Genomic DNA, 16597 nt, shown 5'->3' on the forward strand with positions numbered 1-16597 from the left:
TCAGAATCAATAATATATTGCTTTGAGGGAGACAAAAACAGCAACAAATATAGCTATTGCATTTAATTAAGCTATACGCCGCCCCGGAGGGACATGGCGGGAACCGGATGACCGGTACCTGGTACGCGGAACCTGCTTTCGGATTTGCCTTGCTGATCTGAAATTAAGGTGTTGACTTGCAAGAATTAAACCAACTTATCCAGGCAGCTGGAGATCGCAGTACCTCTTGTACCGGAGGCCTGGTTCTCAGGGCGCTTTACGCTGAAAAAATAATTGCCGGGGTCAATTACCGGAAGGGATGCTAACTAATAGAGAGTGTCTGTATATAACGGGGTTTTAATTGTTTATTATTAATCATATTTTTGGCGCAATCTGTAAACTGTTCATTAAAATTTAAAAACGCGCCTGCATGGTTCCTGTCGGCAAAACAGGAGGTAAACAGATCTGCAGGACTAAACCATTTTCTCTATGAGTAAACTATTTACATCACGTGTGAACACTGGCGCTGTCAACCTTGCGCTGCTGGTATTACGTGTAGTTTTTGGTGGATTGATGTTCACGCACGGCCTGTCAAAACTGAAGGGTTTTTCCCAGATGGTAGACAAATTCCCTGATCCGCTGCATGTTGGACAAACAGTATCCCTGTCCCTGACCATTTTTGCAGAAGCCCTCTGTGCGGCATTGGTTGTTGTCGGCTTGCTGACCCGTCTTGCTGCTATTCCACTGGTGTTTTGTATGGTCATCGTGGTTTTCGTAGTAATGAAAAATGCACCTTTGTCACAGATGGAAATGGGCATCCTGTTCCTGGCTGCTTTTACTGCAATATTATTCGCCGGACCTGGCAAATACAGCCTGGACCACCTGATTGGAAAATAATTTAAACAGCCGGGTGCCTGTATCTGCCATAAAACGCGGAATGCATTTTGCGGTGAATGCAGGCACCCAGGCTTATAAGACTGATATTATGTTCACACAGACGACACAGATACGCGTACGCTATGGAGAAACGGACCAGATGGGATACCTTTACTACGGCAATTATGCATTATACTACGAAGTAGGACGTGCAGAAGCCATCCGGACGCTGGGTTTTACCTATGCCGAACTGGAAAAACAGGGGATCATTATGCCAGTGGCAGAGTTGAATTCAAAATACCTGCGCCCGGCCTATTACGATGACCTTATAACAGTGAAGACTATATTGAAGGAGTTGCCGGTCGATCATAAGATCCGCTTCCACTCTGAACTATATAATGAAAAGGGCGAGTTACTGAACGTAGGCGTCACCACCCTGGTATTCCTGCATGCAGATACCAAACAGCGGTACGGGATGCCCCCGATCATGATGGAATGCCTGGCTCCTTTTTTTGAGAAAAGCCTGTAAATCATGACAATGCAAGCGGATAAGGTAGTAGCAAGTATCATCACGATCGGAGATGAACTACTGATAGGACAAACTATAGATACCAATTCAGCCTGGATGGCCCAGCACCTGAATGCGATGGGAATATGGGTACACCGTCGTGTAGCCATCGGAGATGTCAGGGAAGCTATCCTGGAGGCTTTGGAGAAGGAGGGAGCGGTCTCGGACATCGTATTGATCACCGGAGGACTGGGGCCTACGGCAGATGATATTACCAAACCCGTATTGTGTGAGTATTTTGGCGGAAAGCTGGTAAGAGACGAAGCGACCTATGCGCAGGTAATGGAATTCTTTGAAAGCAGGGGCCTGCCCACCCTCCAGCGTAATGTAGACCAGGCGCTGGTACCCGATGTAGCCACTGTGCTGCACAATACCCGGGGTACTGCACCGGGCATGTGGTTCGAAAAGAACGGAAAGATCTATGTCTCTATGCCGGGAGTACCGCACGAAATGAAAGGATTGATGTCCGATCATGTGTTGCCACGCTTACAGGAATATTTCCAGACGCCGGCAATTGTGCATCAGACATTACTGACCTCCGGCATGGGAGAGTCCTTTATAGCAGAACGGCTGGCGCATTTTGAAGCGGCCTTGCCTCCACATATCAAGCTGGCCTACCTGCCTTCTTATGGCTTGCTGAAACTGCGGCTGACCGCTTTCGGCACAGATAAATTATCCACGGCGGCGGCCCTGTCCATCTATTTTCACCAGATGAAAGAACTACTGGCAGATATTGCCGTAGGGGACGAGGATCTGTCCATTGGAGAAGTGCTGGGCAAGCTGCTGAAGGAAAAAGGTAAGACCGTAGGCACGGCGGAAAGCTGCACAGGAGGGTTTATTGCACACAATATTACCCTGGTGCCGGGAAGTTCTGCCTGGTATAAAGGCAGCATTGTTAGTTATGCCAACGAAATTAAAAGCGGTCTGCTGGGGGTAAAACAGGAAACATTACAGGCCAATGGTGCGGTGAGTGAGGCAGTGGTAAGAGAGATGGCCAGAGGCGCCCTGCAGCAGCTAAAAACCGATTATGTCATAGCGGTATCCGGTATTATGGGGCCTGATGGCGGCACTCCGGAAAAGCCGGTCGGCACCGTATGGATAGCTGCCGGCAGCGCCAGAGAGCTGGTGACGGTGAAGCACCAGTTGCGTTATGACCGCCTGAATAACATACAGATGACAGCAACTTATGCTATGAATGAATTGAGGAAGTTGATAGTATAAACCTTACTTTTGTTTCCGTACCAAAACGCTAAACACAATTTTATGGCCATTGTAGAACTGGTAATGCCCAAAATGGGGGAAAGTATTATGGAAGCCACCATATTACGCTGGCATAAGAAGCCGGGAGATCATGTAAAAACTGATGAAACCGTGCTTGAAATTGCGACGGATAAGGTGGATAGTGAAGTACCTTCTATCGCTGATGGGGAGATTACTGAGATACTCTACGCGGAAAATGATGTAGTACCGGTGGGTACTGTCATTGCACGTATCAATACCGCTGCTGATGCTGGTTTTGCGACTACTGCTCCTGTTGCTCCCGTAGCAGCACAGGAAGCGCCTGCCGCTGTAAGGGAAGAAGCAGCTGTCCCGCAACATGAAACGGTGAGTGCTCCTTACGAGGCGCAGTTTGTGACCAGTGGGGCCCGTTTTTATTCTCCGCTTGTGCTCACCATTGCACAGCAGGAGGGTATCAGTTTTGCTGAACTGGAAAAAATACCTGGTACCGGCAATGAAGGCCGTGTGACTAAAAAAGATATACTGATGTTTGTGGAGGCGAAGAGCAAGGGGCTTACTCCTGCAGCCGCGCCTGCGCCACAGAGAGCAGAAGCGCCTGCGCCTGCAGCAGAACAACCGGTAAGTCGTCCGGCAGCAGCCGTGACGCCAACCGCAGCTCCGGTTAGCAACGGTGTTGGCTCACAGCCTGCACCTGCTGCTGTTAGCAATGGCAACTACGGCAACAATGTTGAGATCATCGAAATGGACCGTATGCGTAAGCTCATTGCAGAGCATATGGTGCGTAGCAAACATACCAGTCCGCATGTGACCAGCTTCGCTGAGGCAGATGTGACTAATATGGTGAAATGGCGTGACCAGGTGAAAGGCGCTTTTGAGAAGAGGGAAGGAGAGAAGATCACCTTTACCCCGCTCTTCATCGAAGCAATGATAAAATGTATCAAGAGGTTCCCGCTGTTAAACAGTTCGCTGGACGGCGATAAGATCATCATCAAGAAAGATATCAATATCGGTATGGCAACAGCTTTGCCTACAGGTAACCTGATCGTTCCGGTGATCCGCAATGCTGACATGCTGAACCTGGTTGGCCTGACCCGTCAGGTGAATCAGCTGGCCAATGCAGCCCGTCAGAACAAGCTGAAACCTGATGACACACAGAATGGCACCATTACCCTGACCAACGTTGGTACCTTTGGCAGCCTGGCTGGTACACCCATCATCAATCAGCCGCAGGTGGCTATCCTGGCGGTAGGTGCTATCAAAAAACGTCCTGTTGTGATAGAAACGCCTCATGGCGATACGATCGCTATCCGTCATATGATGTACCTGTCTCTGTCTTACGATCACCGTATCGTTGATGGCGCATTAGGCTCTACTTTCTTAAGTGCAGTAGCGCAGGAGCTGGAGAATTTCGATGTGAACAGGGGATATTAACTGAGAAGAGGGCTACACAGGCTCTCTGCTGAAACGCCGCCGGGCTGCATGCCACAGCATATTTTCAGCCGCCCCGCTTAGGCAATAAGCACATTTGAATCATATTTATAACGAATGATGAATACAGTGATGATCTCTCTGATCTGTATTCATCATTTGTGTTTTTGGAAATAAGTGTCACTTCATCAGCATAAAAAAAGCTCCTTTGCAGGAGCTTTTTCAATTTCTTGACCGAGATAAGCTTAGGCCAACAGAATTAATAACGACCACGACCGCCGCCGCCGCCGTATCCGCCGCCGCCACCGCGATTAAATCCACCACCTCTTGAGTTATTATTCGGTTGTTTAGGTCTTGCTTCGTTTACCATCAGTTGCTTGCCTTCGATTTCAGTACCGTTCAAACTATCCATAGCCTTGCTACCTTCTTCCTGGTTGGGCATTTCCACGAATCCGAAACCGCGTGAACGGCCAGTCTCGTGGTCCTTGATAATTTTAGCGGAAGTAACCTCTCCAAATTCGCTAAATATCTGGTGAAGGTCTTCATCGTTCAACCTGTAGTGCAGGTTGGCTACGTAAATGTTCATGACTAAAAAATTAAAAAAATGAAAAATAATATTGAAGATAAAGAAATAAGTTCAATAAATACACCGCGTCCGGAAATAATTTAATAAAGTAAATATACCGGTAATACTGGCCCGAATTACCACTTCCGTTTTATGGATAGTTGGCTGATTTTTTGTAAATTAATACATAGAATCCATTAAAATATTTTGGTATGAGTGGCCTAAGCGAGACATGGTTTGCGGACGGTTATATCGATTTTGAGCAGAAAAAGTATACATTACTGGCTTATCTGCAGCAGATAACCCGCTATTTCAATCAAAACAAGCTGTACCCGCAGCTGGGAGACGTTATCTTCCATTACAACAACCTGGTAGCTTTCAGAGAAAACAAACAGTTCCTGCAACAGCAGTTCCCAAAACGCCTGACTGCCGTGAATATGGAGCGCCTGCAATTACTTTATGAACAGATGATCGCAGATGATGAACTGATGCAGGAGCTGGAAACCATTATCCAGTACGCGATCCAGAAGATGAACGGCGCTATCCGCGAAGGCACGGAGATCTATGAATTCGTGGAAGAAAGCCTGAACATATCACCGGTAGGACTGATACCACTGGACTCGCAGGAAGGGTATTTCTTCCTGTGTGATGGCCGTTATCAGGACGTCATAGTGTATGAATACAGACTGAGTATTTTTGAGCGCCATGACGAAAAATACCGCGGTATTCATACACAATACCTCGATACCTACACAAAAGACCTCGTGCATACCTGCGAGCATATTAAGACCAGCCTGATCCGGCAGCGCAAACAACTGCCTACTCCAGCCGTTTACCGCATTGATACGAACCTGGTATTTCCGGTACCGGAGACTTTACTGCCTGTTGCCAAGCGCTCTCTGGTGAAGTATATCGCTAATAATGCAGCGTAGATAATGTCCGCATCTGTGGAACGGCAGGTACAGCTATCAGCAATGGCTGATACAGAGATCTATTGCCCGAAAGATGCAACAGCAGCGCTGGCTTTTACTTTATCGGCCGTGAAACGGTGATCAGTTCAGTAACACAGGCGCACTATTGCCAAAGGTGATCTCCAGTTCATGATCATGAAGAAAAGGCTCGTAGTATTGCCTGATGATCTTAGTGAGTTTCTCTTTTGACTGGTTAATGTACAGGTTGTTATTCTCCAGCTGCCCGCGGGAGGTCTGGTAGAGCTTTTTCTGCACATCGGTATAGGTCTCATCATCCTGGAACAGGAACCATCCTTTCCTGTTGGAAGTTTCCATTTTGTCAACTTTCAGCTCGTAGCTGAGCAGTTTTGGCTGTGGGAGATTGATAGTGATCTTCTTATCTGATACCGTTATCCGGAAATTCTTCTCATCTGCATTGATGCCATATTTGGCCAGGTAAGGGATAGATACCCAGATAGTATTCTCCAGGAATGCCTTTTTCAGATTGGTGGTCCACTCTCCGTCGTCAGCAATGTTACTGCGCTTGATAGTGGCATTACCCTGTACTTCAAGGCTGGCCAGTTCAGCGATCTCGCGCACGATCTGACTATTGGAAAGAATGCTCTGATTTACACTTTTACTGCCGAATTGCTTGCCTAACCAAAACAGCAGAACAGCCAGGGACAGAAAGAAAACGAAACGGAAAAATCTTTTCATAACGGAAGAGATAGTAGCTGTGGACCGCAGTCCATAGCGGAACAAAGGTCCATAGTGATCTTGTTTTTTGTTTGTTAGTAATGTATGCAAAAGTCTACAAACGCCGGACCGCAGCCCCGTTATACAGTTGTAGCTTGTTGTGCTTTTTAATATATAAGTTGTAACTCCTAAAAGAGTACCCGACAATACATATCCGACGACTTCAGCGAATATAATATTTATGGCTGATAGTCCATAATGATCCTGATCAGTGTGTAGGATCAGTGTACCAGAGAGGCAATCAGTTCACTATGCTGCGGGTATACTGCCTGCAGACTATCTTTCCCTGCCAGCTCAAAATCAGCAAAATCGAAGCCCGGTGCAACAGTGCAGCCTACAAGGGCAAAACCGCCGGGCACCTCTGTACGGGAGGCAAACCAGTGGCCGGCTTTGATCACCAGCTGCGGTTGTTCGCCATCTTCGATGTTGAGCCCCAGTTTGTGGACTGTCAGCCCCCCATCGGGAGCAATATCGTAGATAGCAAGGGAGTGGCCATCATAGAAATGCCATATCTCATCAGATGCAATACGGTGAAAAGCGGAAAACTGTCCTTCCTCCAGCAGGAAATAGATAGCGGTAGAAGCACTGCGCTTGCCGTTCATAGCCGGGGGCAGCTCGGATTGGTTAAACTCCCAGGAAGAACGGTAGGTTTCCCGGAATGATCCTCCCTCTACATGGGACTGTAAGTTGAGATGTTCCCGCCAGTAGGCGGCATTGTGTCTTGGTTTTTGCATGATAATACAAAAGAAAGGAAAATAGATTAAAATGAAAAAGCCGTCCCGTGAACGAGGCGGCTCTCTTATTTTTCATTTTCTTAGTCTGAAACTTGTTACGCCACGGCTACAGGACGTGCTACCGGCATTTGCGCAATAGCTGTTTCCTGGTTCAGTACCGGCGGTTCTCCCTTGAAGAAGAGGAAATCCTGTATGAATAAAGCCTGGTTGTAATAATCGTTGTTAGTGATGAAGGTCTGCCACTCTTCCACGTTCATCTGCTGCATATTACGCATAGCATCCCTGAAACGGAGCATACGGGCAAACAACTGTGGCGTCAGCCCGATCACCTCCATGAACTTCCTTTCCAGCGTGTGACGGGACATCTTAAACTTCTTCGTCAACCGCTCCACATTCGTATAGCCCTGGTGGTCAATGATGTAATCTGCAATGACATCTACCTGTTTCAGGTTGTGTACATGTGAGCACATCATGTTGGTAAATGCGTCGTCCAGCACAGCATCCAGTTTGGTGACATCTGTCGCGGAAGCAATTTTATCAGCCAGATCTTTCCAGCATTCACGGTCCTGCTTCAGTAAGTCACGGAAGTAGTTGTTGAAGGCTGACATGTCCAGACCCGCCAGCCTGTAACAGCCATAGGCGTTCAGCTGGATCACGGTCATCTTTACCGGACCTTTTACCCTGATCTGATGATGACAGGTAAAATGACCTACAACGGAGGCCTCCGGTAAAGTAAAAGAAGCATGCTGAGTAGGTTGGAAGATCACCTCTCCTTCCTGCAGAAATACCATGTACAGATCTCCCAGGGAGAACAGGTTCTGCGGCAGGTTGATCAATCCGTTATTAGAGGTTTGTAAATGATAATACTGCTTAACATACGGTGCCAGCGAAGTTGCCGGTTGATAGATACGGAAATTCATAGGAACATGTATAAGGTTATCAGATATTCAAAACATCCACAGATCTGAATCAGGTCTTCATTTTCTACTACAAACTTATAGGTTTGTAAGTATATAAAAAAAAATAATTTGAGTAGCTTGAAAGACAAATGGTTGCAGCAGCTAAAATGGATGAAGCCCTGCTGAGTAATGGTTTCGGGGAAATGTTGGGGAATTTACCTGCTCACAGGGATTACTTAAACGAGTATCTGCTGGTATGGACTGAAACTAAGCAAGGGATGACATCTGTTTGAAGGTATCAAGTCCACCTAGGATCCTCTGCTTGTCCTCTCTTTGTTCTCTGCGTCTTCTCTGCTTCTTCTCTGCTTGTTCTCTCGTTTTGTTTACGACGATGTCCAGGAAACAAACAAGCATTCTGAGAATCGCTTATATGGCTTCCGGACTTCATCAGCTACAGCTTAGAAAAGAGAGGATGTATCAAACATACATGAATGTCCTGAGATTCGTGTAAATGACTATCTGACTCCATCAGGTGCCCGAATAAAAAGAGCCAGTATCATACTTTTGATACTGGCTCTCGTGTTTTTATCAGTTGAATGTTATTGTGCGTTGCCTACTGTTTCCCAACCCCAGTTCTTTCCTTTTTCTGTTGCCGGTACGCCTTTCTCCATCCACTCCGGCGCAGGGGCATTCTTCAGGAAATGGTCGAAGAACTGCTGCTCGCGGCGCTGGATATCCTTACGGTTCTGGCGCTGCACGAGGTTATGTGCCTCATTGTTGTAGTTGAGCAGCCATACTTTTTTACCCAGGCGGCGCAAACCGGTGAACAGTTCAATGCCCTGGTACCAGGGTACCGCACCATCTGCATCATTGCTCATGATAGCCAGTGGCGTTGTTACCTTAGGCAGGTAGAACAGCGGTGAGTTCTCTATGTAGAGCTCCGGTTTTTCCCACAAAGTAGCGCCGATACGGCTTTGAGAACGCTCGTACTGGAACTGGCGGTTCATACCCGTTTCCCAGCGGATGCCGCCATAGGCGCTGGTCATATTGGCCACAGGTGCGCCAGCCCACGCCGCTTTGAACAGGTTGGTGCGGGTGATCAGGTAAGCTACCTGGTAACCGCCCCAGCTTTGTCCCTGGATGCCCATATTCAGGCTGTCTGCCCAGGGATGTGCTGCCAGTGCACGGGCGCCGCTGACAACATAATTGTAAGCTCCCTGTCCCGGATAACCGTTTTCGTAGGTAATATCCGGCGCCAGCACCAGGTAACCACGACTCACAAAGAACGGAATATTCAACCTGGAAGGGGTAGGGGACGGTGGCTGATAATTATACAGGCCATCTGTCAGCTTCTCGTAGAAATACAGTAACACAGGATACTTCTTTGTGCTGTCGAAGTCTTCCGGTTTATACAGGATGCCCTCCGCCGGCTTGCCATTGTAGGCCGTCCATTTGAAAAGCTCTGCCGTACCCCAGTTGTATTGCTGCTGCTGTGGATTGATGTGACTGATCTGTGTGGCATTAGCGAATGAGGTACCGGTGTACACATCGGGCGACTGTACATAACTCGCTTTTGTAAAAATGTAATTTCCGGCGTTTTCGGCCTTTACAGGGTCGCCGAAGGAGTAAGGTCCCATGACAAGCAGTTCGGGCCTTAAAGGGGCCTTTTTGAACGTACAGGAGGCCATATAGAAACCATTCTCCTTACTCGTCTCGTTGAAGGTTTCCAGCAGCAGTTGCTGGCCCGGTTTAAAGAACCGTTCTTCCTGCACCACTTTGGTATAACGGAAACGCAGCTTCTGCTGGCGCCCGTAACCTGCTGTGATCATCTGCGGAGGGGTTTTCCCGGTAGGGTCAACCTGCCAGATGTCATACCTGTCGTAAATGTACACGGCCTTGTCGTCTTCCAGCCATCCGGCCATGCCATAAGGACCGGGTAACTCCGGATGATCATCATCTTCTTCAGAAAGTGAAACCGGTATTTTCTCTGTTATGTTCCGGGTGATGCCTGTCGTTGTTTCATAAGCAAACCAATGTTTCTGCTGCAGGTTGTACCAGGTGATGTAGCGGCCGGCAGGAGAGATGCGGGCAATACTGTCCATGTTTTGCTGTAACAGTTTGCGGTTGCCGTTTTCCAGGTTCACCAGGTAAGCGGTTTTCAGGGAATGCCCGGTCCACTGTATCGGTACACGTTGTCCTTTGTCGGTATATCCTACGGCATACGGACTGTTACCCTCTTTGGCAAAGGCTATGCTTTCCATGTCCATATCTGCCAGCTGTACAATCTGTTTGTTACCCGGGTAGTACACGGCCTGGTAGCTTCTTTTCAACTCTCTGTCTGCATTTTTCAGCTGCATGGGCTGCAGGTAATCATCCTGGTAGTTCCAGATATCCACTTTCGCCACTTCAAAGTCTACGATGTTGGTATCTTTCGGAGGCCTGATGGGAGCCGTGCCGAAGAACAGCCGTTGTCCGTTCTGGCTGAACCATACTTTGCCATCGGCGCTGACAGACCAGTTGGCGGGGAATGCCCGCGTATTCCTGTCGGCGGTAATTACACCGCTGTCCTGTCCCGGGCGGTAATAATACAGGGAGTAAAACTGCTGAAGGGCTTTGGCACTATCGCGGGAGCTACACCAGGCAGCCTGTTCGCCTGCCTCATCGAAGGCAAACTGACTGCGGAGGGCGGTACCACGGCTCAGGGTATCCGCTTTGCGGCCGGCTACATCCCACAGCAATACGGCGGCTTTTGAGAGAGAATCTTTCTTATCGGTCAGTACTTCTGCCAGCAAGCGGTTGCCCGGTTTGCTGAAAACATAGTCCTGTACATTCCGGATAGTATCTGCGGATTTTTTATCGGGATAATAGATGACCAGATGGCCGCTTGCGGTGTCCGTTTGTGGCTTTTCTTTCAGATAGGCCACAACGCCGCTGCCTTTTTCAGGTGTTCTGAAAGATCGTACTGCCGGGACTTTGTACACATCGCTGCTGCCCAGGGTAACGATACCCAGGGAATCTTTTGGCATGTCTGCCGGCTTCTTCTTTTTGATCTTCGCCTGTCGCACTACTGCAAAGGGCGCCTTGATAGAGAAGATGGCATAGCGGCTGTCTTCCGTGATCACCGGATTGCTGCCACGGGGCACTTCCAGTCTTTGTCCACTCTGGTTGTTATAGATAACGAGGGATGCGTCGCCTTCCTGTGGCGTGACGGTATAGACGGTCCACTGACCGTTATTACTGATAGCTTTACTACCGATGCTCTGCCAGCTGTCGTACACTGAATGATCAAGTGGCTTTTTTGCAGGCTGTTGCGCATAAGATAGTAAGGAGATGCCGGTAAATGCGGCTGCACACATGATTTGCTTCATGTGGCCTAAAATATAAAAATCGGTATTACTTACACGCGAATTGCGGATAGACGGTCGAAATCAGGCATGAGTTTGCCTTATGTTTCGCGTGACCCTGGTCATTTGCAGCGCTACTGACAATACAATGCAGGCAAGGCCAATGTAAAATGCGTAAGTCAGCTCCCGGTTCTCATGGAAGAGAATGAAGGCCATCACAATACTGTACACCGGCTCCAGGTTGAAGGAGAGGTTCACCGTAAAAGGAGAGATCTTCGTCAGGGCATTCATCAGCAGCATATACATGCACACCGTGCAGGCCCAGGCCAGGATCAACAGGTAGCTGAAATCTGCAAACGAAGGCAGGCTTAAAGGCTGCGGGAAGAAGTACAGGTAAGCAGGCATGAGCAGGGAAAGGCCCACCCAGCCCACCGACAGCTCATAAAAAGTAATGGTCGGCGTGTCGTATTTAGCGATCAGGCGTTTGTTGAAGATAGTGAACAGGGCTGCAAAGAGGGCAGAAATGATACCCAGGATGATGCCTGTGCGGTACTGTACGTCGAAATGGAAGATGAGGAAAATGCCGCAGAGTGTGATACCGCTTAGCAGCAGCTCTATCTTATCAACCCGGTACCGGTTTATCAGCGGATCGAGCGCTGCCGTGAACAGGCTGGTGAGCGCAAAACAAACCACACCAATAGAAACATTCGAATATTTGATACTGGCATAGAAAAACAGCCAGTGCAATACGACTACCATGCCGGTAAGGCCAATAGGAACGATCTGTTTAAAGGAGAGTTTTGTAAGCATCTTTTTCCACCGGAAAATGACGTAGAGCGTGATGATGGTGAACAGGAGCCTGTACCAGACAAGCATTCCTTCATTGAGGGTGATGAGTTTTCCCAATATACCCGTAAAACCCGCCAGAAATACCGACAGGTGTAATTGTATCAGTGCTTTTTTCATTTCCGCTTATTCGCTGTTTCTTACGCGTCTTTCATACTTGCGGAACAGGCTTTCCCATTGAATTTTGAGTACTCCCAGTATCCCTTCTTTAATAATCCCCTTACTCATTTTGGAATATCCTTCTTTACGGTCCTTAAAGGTGATCGGTACTTCCTTTATTTTGAAGCCCAATTTCCAGGCCGTGAATTTCATTTCTATCTGGAAGGCGTATCCTACGAAACGGATCGCATCCAGGTTAATTGCTTCCAGTACCTGCCTTTTGTAACATACAAAGCCGGCAGTGGCATCTTTTACCCTGATCCAGGTGACCAGGCGTACGTAGATGGAAGCGCCATAGGAGAGGATTGCCCTATCCCAGGGCCAGTTCTCCGTTCTGCCGCCTTTTACATAGCGGGAGCCTACGGAAACATCGCCACCTTCCTTTGCACAGGCGTTATACAATCGCACAAGATCAGCCGGGCTGTGGGAAAAGTCAGCATCCATCTCGAAGATGTACTGGTATCCTTTCTCCAGCGCCCATTTGAAGCCGAAGATATAGGCCGTACCTAATCCCTGCTTACCGCTTCTTTCCACCAGGAACAACTCGCCGGAGTGGGATTGCTGCATATTCCTTACAATATTACCGGTACCGTCGGGCGAACCATCGTCCACGATCAGTACATGAAAATCTTGTTGCAGGGCAAATACCGCGTCAATGATGTTACGGATGTTATCCTTCTCATTGTACGTGGGAATTATGACGAGCTTTTCCAATCTAGCAAATGTTGTTTAGGAGTGCGAAATTAGTGTAATCGCTAAATAAAGGAAGGGTTTTATAAATATTAAATCTTTTTTAACATCATACTATGGTATATTTCTGTGAGTTTCTGCTTGGTATTCAGCGGAAAATCAGCTTTCATCATCCAATCATAGTATTGAGGTTCTATTTTCAGCACTTCTCTTACAGGTCTGCCCTTATATTTACCAAAATTGAATACTTCCAGGCCATTCTGCATCACCATCCGCCTTGCAAAGTCAACGTAGTCGTCTTCTTTCGTGAATTCTGCCAGCGGGGCCACTTCGGCCTGCAGCTGCTCGTAGCGGGACAGCTGTGCTTCCAGTATCTCGTAGGTAGCGAGGGCATCTGCTTCAGCGCTGTGTGCATTCTCCAGGTTTTTGTCGCAATAGAACTTATAAGCAGCGCTGAGCGTACGTTTTTCCATCAGATGAAAAATCTTCTGCACGTCGATGAATTTGCGGTCTTTCACGTCAAATTCAAGGCCTGCACGAAGGAATTCCTCTACCAGCAATGGTATATCGAAACGGTTGGAATTATAACCCGCCAGGTCGCAATTGTCCAGGTACTGGCGCAGTTCATTCGCACATTGTTTAAAATTCGGACAATCCTTCACGTCCTCATCGCTGATACCGTGAATAGCGGTAGAGGACGCAGGAATAGGCATGCCGGGGTGAATTCTTTTCACCTTGGATTGGGTAGTCTTGTCAGGGAATACCTTGATGATAGCAATTTCAATTATACGGTCCGTAGCCACATTGGTGCCGGTCGTCTCCAGATCAATTACGGCCAGGGGCCTTTTCAGTTGCAAAGAGGGCATGACTAATTTTTATAGATACTTTTTCAGCGAATTTACATCCAATCCTTCATAATCACCCGAACTCATCATGAGCAGGTTAGCGTTGTGGTAGTCCTGCTTGTCGAGGAATGCCTGCAGGTGCTCCCTGTTGGTGAATATCTCCAGGTCGTTGCGGCCAAAGCCCTGTGCCACCAGGTCGGGGGCCAGGTCCGGCATGCGTTTGATCTCCAGTGCATGTTTACTGTAGAACACGACAGGCACATCTGCTTTATCCATCACACCCTGGTACTGCACCATGAACTCGGCGTTCAGGCTGCTGTACGTATGCAATTCCAGTACGGCTATCAGCCTGCGATGTGGATATTGGGACTGCAGGGCATTGATGGTGGCCATTACTTTGGACGGTGCATGGGCAAAGTCGCGGTAAATAGCGCAATGATCATTTTTGCCTACCAGTTCCAGCCTTTTGGCAGCACCTTTGAAGGTGGCGATAGCTTTCAGGAAGGTTTCGTCGCTGATACCCAGTTCATTACAAACAAGGCGCGCAGCATGCATGTTCAACAGGTTATGATCGCCGAATACTTCGAGTACGGTTTGTCCGCTGCCGAAAGTGACGGTTGTGGTGCCGTTGACGATCTTGTGTTGTGGTATATCGTAAGGGACCAGTTTCAGGTGCAGACCTTCTGTCTTTACCAGTTTTACCAGTTCCGGATCTGTACTGTTGTAGATCAGCGTATGGCCGGCCTTCATGGTACGCAGGAAAATGGCAAACTGTTCCAGGTAATTATCGAAAGTGGGGAACACATTGATGTGATCCCAGGCAATGCCGGTCAATACAGCAATATGCGGATGGAGGAAATGGAATTTTGGCCGCTTTTCGATAACGGAAGCAGGGTATTCATCTCCTTCACAAACGATGACAGGGGCATCAGTGATATTGACAGACTGTGCAAAGCCGGCCAGGCGTGCACCAACCAGGTAATCAAAAGCCTGTCCTGACTGCTGCAGTACATGCATGATCATGGCAGTGGTAGTGGTTTTACCGTGGCTGCCGCCTACAACAACCCTTTTCTTCTGCTGGCTTTCCTGGTAAATATATTCCGGGAAAGAGTAGATCTTAAGGCCCAGTTCTTTGGCTTTGATCAGCTCAGGATTATCACCACGGGCATGCATACCCAGGATAACCGCATCAAGATCGGCCGTAATACGGCTATCATCCCAACCCATTGTTGCCGGAGCAATACCGGCCTGCCGCAGATTGCCCAGTGCAGGTTCATAAATTTCATCGTCACTGCCGGTTACCTGGTAACCCTTGTTTTTCAATGCGATAGCTAACTGATGCATCACACTGCCGCCCACAGCAATAAAATGTACTTTCGCCATATAATTTTAAGGCAGTTACCTGCGTTTTATCGTTATATTTATACCTAGGGAAAAAGGAACGATATTATATCTAAAATCTTTAATATAAATTTTATATTTGCAAAGTAACGTCAAAAATTGGCGATTAAAAAAGTGATATCACCATTCCCTATGAAATTTCATTATTCAACTAAATATCCCTTTATGCAGTCATCTTATCTGAAAGTTTTGGGCGGCGCCTGTCTTATCCTTATCTTTGCGGCTTTCTTAACTTCCTGTGCGTCACAGAACAAATTAGGTTGTCCGATGAAAATTGGTAAAGCAACGCACGGAGTAAATGCGAAGGATTGTTAATGAACTGGATACCACTTACTACAGAGCAACAGTTAACAGAGATCAGGGAGGCATCGGCAGCGAAGCCGGTAGTAATTTTCAAACACAGCACACGTTGTTCCATCAGCGCTGTAGCTAAATCCAGGCTCGAAAGAGGAGCCGCTCCGCAGGAGATCTCATTTTACTATCTGGACCTGATAAGATTCAGGGACATTTCGAACAGGATTGCAGCGGATTTTGACGTACCGCATGAATCGCCACAGGTTTTGCTGATCCGTAACGGGGAATGCATTTACGATGAAAGTCACAGCGGGATCACCATGGATGACCTTGTGAGCAAGTCAAACTGAGGAAGTAATTATTCTATTTATCCAAAGAATTTAGTACCGGCCTATGGCCGGTATTTTTTTTGCCCTAGCTTTGTACTCTATTAATTGAGCGAATGAAACATCGTATAGTTGTAGCGGTTACAGGTGCCAGCGGTTCCATTTATGCCAGGCAGTTACTGAACAAACTGCAGGCGGCTTCCGCACAGACAGACCAGATAGCCCTGGTAATGACCACCAATGCACGTACCGTCTGGGAAACAGAGCTGGGCACTGACGATTACAAGCAATTACCTTTCAAAACATACACACAGCAGGACTTCCACGCACCTTTTGCCTCAGGTTCCGGCAGGTTTGACACCATGATCATCTGCCCCTGTTCAATGGGTACACTGGGACGAATTGCCACCGGTATTTCCAATGATCTGATCACCCGTGCGGCAGATGTGGTGCTGAAGGAGAGAAGAAAGCTGATATGCGTGGTGAGGGAGACGCCCTATAACCTGATGCATATCAAAAATATGCTGGCGGTGACAGAAGCGGGGGGCATTATCTGTCCTGCCACACCGTCCTTTTACAGCGTTCCCAAAACACTGGAAGATGTAGCTGCTACCGTTGTAGACAGAGTACTTGATCTTGCAGGGATAGAGCAGGATACTTTCCGTTGGGGAAGTGAGGAAAAATAAGCATACACAGAC

16 protein-coding genes are annotated in these 16597 nt (G+C 47.8%); 7 read left to right on the forward strand and 9 right to left on the reverse strand.

Annotated elements, in window-relative coordinates; translation table 11 throughout:
* Nucleotides 1-468 precede the first annotated feature (468 nt).
* From L3C95_RS07630 to L3C95_RS07645, 4 genes are read left to right on the forward strand one after another with little or no spacing between them, the layout of a single operon-like run.
* Complete coding sequence (locus L3C95_RS07630) at nt 469-876, forward strand: DoxX family protein (RefSeq protein WP_236386350.1); 408 nt, start codon at nt 469-471, stop codon at nt 874-876.
* A 40-nt stretch (nt 877-916) separates the two neighbouring features.
* Nucleotides 917-1384 carry an acyl-CoA thioesterase gene (locus L3C95_RS07635; RefSeq protein ID WP_236386352.1) on the forward strand — a complete coding sequence of 156 codons (468 nt, stop codon included), beginning with the start codon at nt 917-919 and terminating at the stop codon, nt 1382-1384.
* 3 nt (nt 1385-1387) lie between these two features.
* Complete coding sequence (locus tag L3C95_RS07640; protein ID WP_236386354.1) at nt 1388-2644, forward strand: CinA family nicotinamide mononucleotide deamidase-related protein; 1257 nt, start codon at nt 1388-1390, stop codon at nt 2642-2644.
* 42 nt (nt 2645-2686) lie between these two features.
* Nucleotides 2687-4093 (forward strand): dihydrolipoamide acetyltransferase family protein, encoded by a 1407-nt coding sequence (locus L3C95_RS07645; protein ID WP_236386356.1) that lies wholly within the window; start codon nt 2687-2689, stop codon nt 4091-4093.
* Between the two features lie 256 nt (nt 4094-4349).
* Here the strand turns inward: L3C95_RS07645 and L3C95_RS07650 are convergent, their stop codons facing one another.
* Nucleotides 4350-4676, reverse strand: a complete 327-nt coding sequence (locus L3C95_RS07650; protein ID WP_089832925.1) for an RNA recognition motif domain-containing protein — start codon at nt 4674-4676, stop codon at nt 4350-4352.
* A 191-nt stretch (nt 4677-4867) separates the two neighbouring features.
* On the opposite strand from L3C95_RS07650, the gene L3C95_RS07655 reads away from it, so the two are divergent.
* Entirely contained in the window at nt 4868-5587 is a 720-nt protein-coding gene (locus L3C95_RS07655; protein ID WP_236386357.1) for a hypothetical protein, read from the forward strand.
* Nucleotides 5588-5707: 120 nt separating this feature from the next.
* Here the strand turns inward: L3C95_RS07655 and L3C95_RS07660 are convergent, their stop codons facing one another.
* The 8 genes from L3C95_RS07660 to L3C95_RS07695 all read right to left on the reverse strand — a co-directional run bounded on the left by L3C95_RS07660 (nt 5708) and on the right by L3C95_RS07695 (nt 15261).
* Nucleotides 5708-6322 (reverse strand): DUF4230 domain-containing protein, encoded by a 615-nt coding sequence (locus L3C95_RS07660; RefSeq protein WP_236386359.1) that lies wholly within the window; start codon nt 6320-6322, stop codon nt 5708-5710.
* 260 nt (nt 6323-6582) lie between these two features.
* A complete protein-coding gene (locus tag L3C95_RS07665) occupies nt 6583-7095 on the reverse strand; it encodes a cupin domain-containing protein (protein ID WP_236386361.1) in 513 nt (170 codons plus the stop codon).
* 95 nt (nt 7096-7190) lie between these two features.
* Nucleotides 7191-8015 carry a DUF6597 domain-containing transcriptional factor gene (locus L3C95_RS07670; RefSeq protein WP_236386363.1) on the reverse strand — a complete coding sequence of 275 codons (825 nt, stop codon included), beginning with the start codon at nt 8013-8015 and terminating at the stop codon, nt 7191-7193.
* A gap of 578 nt (nt 8016-8593) precedes the next feature.
* A complete protein-coding gene (locus L3C95_RS07675; protein ID WP_236386365.1) occupies nt 8594-11362 on the reverse strand; it encodes an alpha/beta hydrolase family protein in 2769 nt (922 codons plus the stop codon).
* Between the two features lie 60 nt (nt 11363-11422).
* Entirely contained in the window at nt 11423-12304 is an 882-nt protein-coding gene (locus L3C95_RS07680; RefSeq protein ID WP_236386367.1) for a DMT family transporter, read from the reverse strand.
* A 6-nt stretch (nt 12305-12310) separates the two neighbouring features.
* Entirely contained in the window at nt 12311-13057 is a 747-nt protein-coding gene (locus tag L3C95_RS07685; protein ID WP_236386369.1) for a polyprenol monophosphomannose synthase, read from the reverse strand.
* A 68-nt stretch (nt 13058-13125) separates the two neighbouring features.
* A complete protein-coding gene (locus L3C95_RS07690) occupies nt 13126-13899 on the reverse strand; it encodes a 3'-5' exonuclease (protein ID WP_236386371.1) in 774 nt (257 codons plus the stop codon).
* A gap of 9 nt (nt 13900-13908) precedes the next feature.
* Nucleotides 13909-15261, reverse strand: coding sequence for a UDP-N-acetylmuramate--L-alanine ligase (locus L3C95_RS07695; RefSeq protein ID WP_236386373.1), 1353 nt, complete (start codon nt 15259-15261; stop codon nt 13909-13911).
* Between the two features lie 332 nt (nt 15262-15593).
* On the opposite strand from L3C95_RS07695, the gene ytxJ reads away from it, so the two are divergent.
* Together ytxJ and L3C95_RS07705 are read left to right on the forward strand one after the other, a co-directional pair.
* Nucleotides 15594-15923, forward strand: a complete 330-nt coding sequence (gene ytxJ / locus L3C95_RS07700; protein ID WP_089832944.1) for a bacillithiol system redox-active protein YtxJ — start codon at nt 15594-15596, stop codon at nt 15921-15923.
* Nucleotides 15924-16015: 92 nt separating this feature from the next.
* Nucleotides 16016-16585 (forward strand): UbiX family flavin prenyltransferase, encoded by a 570-nt coding sequence (locus L3C95_RS07705; protein ID WP_106602662.1) that lies wholly within the window; start codon nt 16016-16018, stop codon nt 16583-16585.
* Nucleotides 16586-16597: the final 12 nt, after the last annotated feature.

It is taken from the genome of Chitinophaga filiformis, assembly GCF_021646545.1.
Lineage (GTDB): Bacteria > Bacteroidota > Bacteroidia > Chitinophagales > Chitinophagaceae > Chitinophaga > Chitinophaga filiformis_A.